The 5,469-nt window shown below is 48.5% G+C and carries 4 protein-coding genes and 1 pseudogene; 2 read left to right on the top strand and 3 right to left on the bottom strand.

Annotated elements, in window-relative coordinates; all coding sequences use genetic code 11:
* A partial coding sequence (locus ACK59H_RS22575) for a hypothetical protein (RefSeq protein ID WP_409264948.1) occupies positions 1–1,053 on the top strand: 1,053 nt, incomplete at its 5' end.
* A 91-nt stretch (positions 1,054–1,144) separates the two neighbouring features.
* On the opposite strand, the pseudogene ACK59H_RS22570 reads toward ACK59H_RS22575, so the two are convergent.
* A pseudogene (locus tag ACK59H_RS22570) lies at positions 1,145–1,521 on the bottom strand (hypothetical protein).
* A gap of 447 nt (positions 1,522–1,968) precedes the next feature.
* Between ACK59H_RS22570 and ACK59H_RS22565 the strand changes: the two are divergent.
* Positions 1,969–2,466 (top strand): hypothetical protein, encoded by a 498-nt coding sequence (locus tag ACK59H_RS22565; protein ID WP_060477693.1) that lies wholly within the window; start codon positions 1,969–1,971, stop codon positions 2,464–2,466.
* Positions 2,467–3,027: 561 nt separating this feature from the next.
* On the opposite strand, the gene ACK59H_RS22560 is transcribed toward ACK59H_RS22565, so the two are convergent.
* Together ACK59H_RS22560 and ACK59H_RS22555 are read right to left on the bottom strand one after the other, a co-directional pair.
* Positions 3,028–3,828 (bottom strand): HNH endonuclease signature motif containing protein, encoded by an 801-nt coding sequence (locus ACK59H_RS22560; protein WP_230849739.1) that lies wholly within the window; start codon positions 3,826–3,828, stop codon positions 3,028–3,030.
* Positions 3,829–4,195: 367 nt separating this feature from the next.
* Positions 4,196–5,469: hypothetical protein (locus ACK59H_RS22555; protein WP_409264946.1), on the bottom strand; the 1,274-nt coding region annotated here is incomplete at its 5' end.

The raw sequence follows: 5,469 nt of genomic DNA, 5'->3' as shown, positions 1-5,469 counted from the left end.
CTCATGATTAAAATAACACACTTAGAGTTGATACCCCCGCCGCACAACGCCCCTCCCGTTGAAGGCGACCGCATTATGTTCTCAGTAAATCTCTCATCGGATGGATCATTGGCTGGCATGTACGGTCAGCGAACGAAATCTTTTGAGCACTACTTCGGATATTGGGTAAATAGAAACGGGACAACAACCCTCTACCAGCCTCAATACACACCTCCTGCCTCTCAAGTATTCTGGCCCATGAAATTACTAAATAATTCCGGGAAGCTAGCGGGCTGCGCACGATTGACTGATGGAAGTTACAGAATATTTGTAATTGACACATTCTCAGGTGACTTCACCGACATTCCAATACCAACAGGAATACGCCAAGTAAGCTTCTACGGCATATTAGACAGCGGGGAGATCCTTGCACATCTTGACTTATTTCCTGGGCCTACACTCCTTACAACATACATCCTACATCTTGGCATCTCCCAGCCCTTAAGCATTCCCGGGTATGTGCAAAACATGGTTAACAGGCATTCCCCATCTGAAAATTTTTTTGTGCTATCGGCTCGAAAATCTACAGATCCTACTACAAATTTCCGGACATTATTGATTTCCGGTGGTCTAAAAATCGGCGGCGTCATTGATGTCGGCGATCATATAATAGTAGAAATCGACGACAATGGCGACTATGTACGCATGGAAAGAAACAATTCTGCGCCATCATGGGAGGCCCCAGGAACTTTAATACAAAACGGTGCAGTCGTTGACATTCCAAACAAGTTTGATGGAAACAAAATCGTTGACCCTCGACAATCCATATTAAGGAGTGATGGCGTTCTTCTAGGCGTATATCGAAGCTCAAATAAATCTGGTGACTACAGTGGTCACTTCGCATTTCAAGACGAAACTATCACCGACCTAATGGGCGGCACTGCACTGGGTGCATTACAATTTAGAGCCATTGCTCCTACAAAGATTAATAGTGCAGGACAAGTTTCATTGGCCGTCCAAGGCGCTGGCACTAAAAGCCTAGGCTGGGATAGCTACAGATGTTTCGTCACCTGACATAGCGATGTGTCTAAGTAATAATATCGTGGCTTGGCTAGCCTCCCTCGACCTTGGCCTAAGGCTCTCTGAGACCGAAAATAGCTCGGACTTAGAAGTGCTTACATAATGAGAGAAGGTCGCGCAGGAAGACCCACCGGTCAGCATAGGGCATATTGATTGCCTTCCCGTGGTTGTAGTCCGGGCAGCATCGTTCCACGAGACAGGGCCTCTCTCATCCAGAGCCACTTTAGCTGCGTCAACCTTTGATCGTGCATTGCGAAGCTGCTCTGAATCATTCAAAGCCTTCGCTTCTTTCACGGCTCGTCGTGCCTGCATCAGATCGTGCACGAGGTGCTGACGCTCCTCATCAGACAGGGGGGGATTGCTACAGCGCCAGAGCTGACCTTTGACTACGAATTAGCGACCATCTGTTGTCGTTGGATGCGTAGCGCTGAACTCATAGACTGATACATCACAGACAACCAAAACACTGTGGGGACTACAGGATTTTCCTTTTTTGTGGAAGCGGACTCGGTCGCACGAAGCAAAGTTCTCGGCCATCAGCATCCTGTCTAGGGCTTGGTCTAATAAATGGCCGCAAAACCAAAGAGCACATTTGTACTCGACACGAAATCAACCTATCAGTCAAACCACTCCGAGCTACCGTTCGAGCGTGGATGTGATTTCTGGGCCTCTTCCGCAAGGATCAGAAACAGTTCCCACTAAGCGTGGCTCAAGATTCCACAGTCCAGTGCCCCTGCGATGTATCCGGTTGCCAAGAGACAATTCCTACAGGAGAGAATTTTGATAGAATACATCCGAGATAGTCTGAAACTGAGCCACCCCATGACTAAAAACAATAATCAGAAAACCATCCTATAGAAGTTCTAATAGTTGATACAGACAACAGAGCACAACAAGGAAGCACCTTGCATGAATCTTGACGTTAAAAATTTCTTCCACCTTTGTCATTCACTAGATGAGCTGGTCTTGCGACCTCTGTCTCACTTAGATCAGTCATGGGAGTTACTCCGTAGCCCTACAGGATACGTAGTAGAGAAAGGCCATCTTTCTGAAAAACTGATTGAACTTATAGATATTCTAGCAACCACTACCCCACCATTGAAATACCATGACAATGAAGATCGGCTCGCCGAATACCTTATCTCAAAAGGAAGCAAAATCAGGAAAGAGGGAAGATTTTGGATAGGCGCTGATTATGAGTTTGTGTTACAGCAAGCGTCACTGGCCCACACAATAAATCACACAGAGCTAGTCCATGCCGCTAGCGGAAGAGTTATAGCAGCGCTCAATTATGGCCAGAGAAACTTCGACGACATGGAGGAAGGCCATAAAAAAATGCTAGCTTCGATCCTCACAATTTTGATCTTTAACTATGGCACATGGATGGATTCAACTGAAAAAAATTGAGCACCGCCCGCAGCATACCAGGTATATAGATCAACTTCTTGGAAGTGGTCTATCCTGGGCCGTGGACACTGCCTTAAGGTGGATAACACCCATCACAAGTAGTGTTCACGACCAAAATAAGACGACATTTTACCGAAACTACCAGCACTACCAACGGCTTTGGCTTGGTAACCATACCCCACTTCCGATTAACCGCATCAAGGACGCTCATCAGTTTCTCGCTGGCCACGGATTGAGCAGCCGCGAACAGGTCACCGGTGATATCATTCCGCTGGCTGAGGTCGAGCAGAGGGATTCAGCCTTGCTGTAGCGGTAGCCCTCCAGGTTAACCCTCTCTACCCCCTCCTGCGCAGCCTTTGTCAGCAACGCGTGTCGTCCGTTGGATATGGCAGCTCGACCAGCACGCCGTTGGCGTATTTCGCCTCGTCAGGGTTAAACATGCCTATGTGGATGCTCATCGGTGGGCGACTGCAAAGCTCTACGCATAGAGCTTTTCGGCTGACCTAGAGGTGTAGGTAGCGACGGCTTTTTGATTAGAGCCAACTCATCTACCGAAACTGCTCAGCGCTTGGATCCGACCATTGTACGCACGGTACGGTACTGCAGGTATTTCTCAGCTTCCGGTTTAAAATCGACCTTGTGTGCGGCGACCAACTGATGGATCTCTCGCTCTTTCTTGCTGAGTTTGGGATCGACTACCACATTGCCCTTAGGATCGAAGCCAAAAAAGCCGCCATCCAACAATCGGTGCAGCGACGCAGTCAGAACGATTCCGTTATAAGGATCACTCAAGGCTGGATCATCATCCTCGCAGATTGCCACTGGTTTGAGATGGGCTGCCTCTAAGGCTAACGCGGACCCCGTGATGGCGCAGCGATTACCCCATAGCGCGGTAGTAGCCAGGCTGAAAAAGCTTTGAAAATTCCTAGCTCGAGTCGGACGAACGGTAAAGTTCTCACAACCCTCAAAGCCCGCCCCTGTTAGATCCAACACGGCTCCTTTGAAATGATCCTGACCAAGGGTGTCGAGCTTCTCGAAATGGACTTCGAGCCATCCCCAAGGTTTCAACAGATTTGGTCTTGCGGCCCCATCCCGCCAACGAGCCCTACGTTGGGCTTCCCGTGCTCTCCTTCCATTCTTTATGACCCAAAAGACCTCTTTCTCATCATTCAGGAACGCTGCCTGCAACCCAATGAGCACCGAGAGGTAATCACCAACTTCTGTACGGGCCTTGAACCCCCATCTGTAATCACCTTCGATGCCCTTCCATGGGAGGAAACACCATCCCGGAGAGGTCGAATAGCGACCAATCGGCACGAAGACAGTCGGATCCCCAGATTCGTAGATTTTGGGCTTATTCACGAGCTTTTCTAGGATACATACTCCTAGGCCGGTCTCTTGCTCTGCGGAGTTCATGCGGTAAGCGCTGCCTTTTTTGCATCGGCGTACAGAAATTCGTACGCCTTGAGCAGCGGAGTATAAATGTTAAAACGACATCACGTATCGAGGCATCGGCAACCGGCGTTGAGAAAAACCGTGACACAAGGTCTGCTGCCAACCTCACCAGGACACGCTAATCATGAAAGAGCTACGGACAGCTGCTGAAGTGTTCGAACGCCTTAGCCATAACCAGGGTGCGTTACGCGCCGCCGTCGAGGAGCTGGCCAAATGGGTTCGGGCTTTCATCCGTCACGCCAGCGTGCTCCGCTTGCTGTCTCTCAGGGAGTTTTCATCCTTCGGATTTCAAAATCGCAACTCGTTTCTCCTCCTGATCGTTGTCGCGATTGCGCGAGTGCCTAACCTCTATTACCAGAATTTTATCTGAAAGCTTCAACAGCTTCTGGTCGATGCAATTGAAATTAACCTCGTCCAAGTTAGCATCCCACTCATCAAGCATTAGCATTGGTGGAGGATTCATCATCAATGCCTCAAGTTCCTTCTGCCTCGTCTGGCCCGTCGATAGACTTACCTCTAAGTCTAGAAAGCGTGTTTCAGGGGTCATGAGTAACGAGTCGCTCATAGCCCCCTTCAAGACTTTAAGTAGTGTTGATTTCCCCGCTCCGTTGCCCCCAGTGACTTTATAGCGACCTCTGGTGATGATGCCGCTTTGGATTTGTTTAACTAGCTCACCAGGCGATATGGGCTTTCGAGCAATACTGTCATAGATCGACACGCACTCAAAATTTGCCACATCCATGTTAACGTGAGCCTCCAACTGGTGTTGGAAATTTTTTAGATTGCGAAGCTTGGTTCGAATGAAATAAAACTGACTCATGTAAAGACTGATGGAATGAACATTACCTAGCAACTGCAGCGTCCTTGGGAGTAGAGCCACTAACGTCCCTGCAAGCGCGACACTGAATATCGCTGAATAATGCAAAAGACCTATGACTGCCGAAGTTGAAATTATTATAGGGGCACATGCTATTACCTGTTCTAAGGCGGCGTACTGATTCGATTGAGTAAAATACGCCTTGGTTTTGCCGTGCAGATTTGCAAACCCTTTACTTCGCATTGTCCTGCTGCCGAAAATAGCAGAATTCCAAGTGAGCTCAATTGCTAAGAGCGCTTGTAGCTTTCGGGCCTGCATAGTTCCCGAGGTATCTTCTATCCTTCGACGAAGAATGCTCACAAGAACGATGGAAACCCCTAGTGATGCAGCCATTGCTAAGCTTAACTCCCAGCCGGTCGAGATATAGAACACAATCAGCGACAGTCCAATATTGAGCGTGGTGGAAATTAGGCCAATGTAAAAGTTGCATGCGTACGCTAGTGTGGCGCTGGCCTCGCCACTTAACCACTGCGTTACAGATCTTTTATTATTCTCGCTGGCATATTGCATCGACTTGGTGCACTCTCCAAGCGTGGCTTGGACGTATCGCAACCAAGCTTCATTAGCAGAGCGGATTGAGTAGAAACTTGAAGCCGAACTGCTAACGAAGCCAGCCAAAGCATAAATAAAGAACAGAACCACATGCGACAAAATCAAATCAACTTCACCGC

The sequence above is a fragment of the Pseudomonas sp. KCJK9000 genome (assembly GCF_046230725.1).
Taxonomy (GTDB): Bacteria; Pseudomonadota; Gammaproteobacteria; order Pseudomonadales; family Pseudomonadaceae; genus Aquipseudomonas; species Aquipseudomonas promysalinigenes.
The sequence above is the reverse complement of the archived record's forward strand: the minus strand, read 5'-3'. Positions and strand labels throughout refer to the sequence as shown.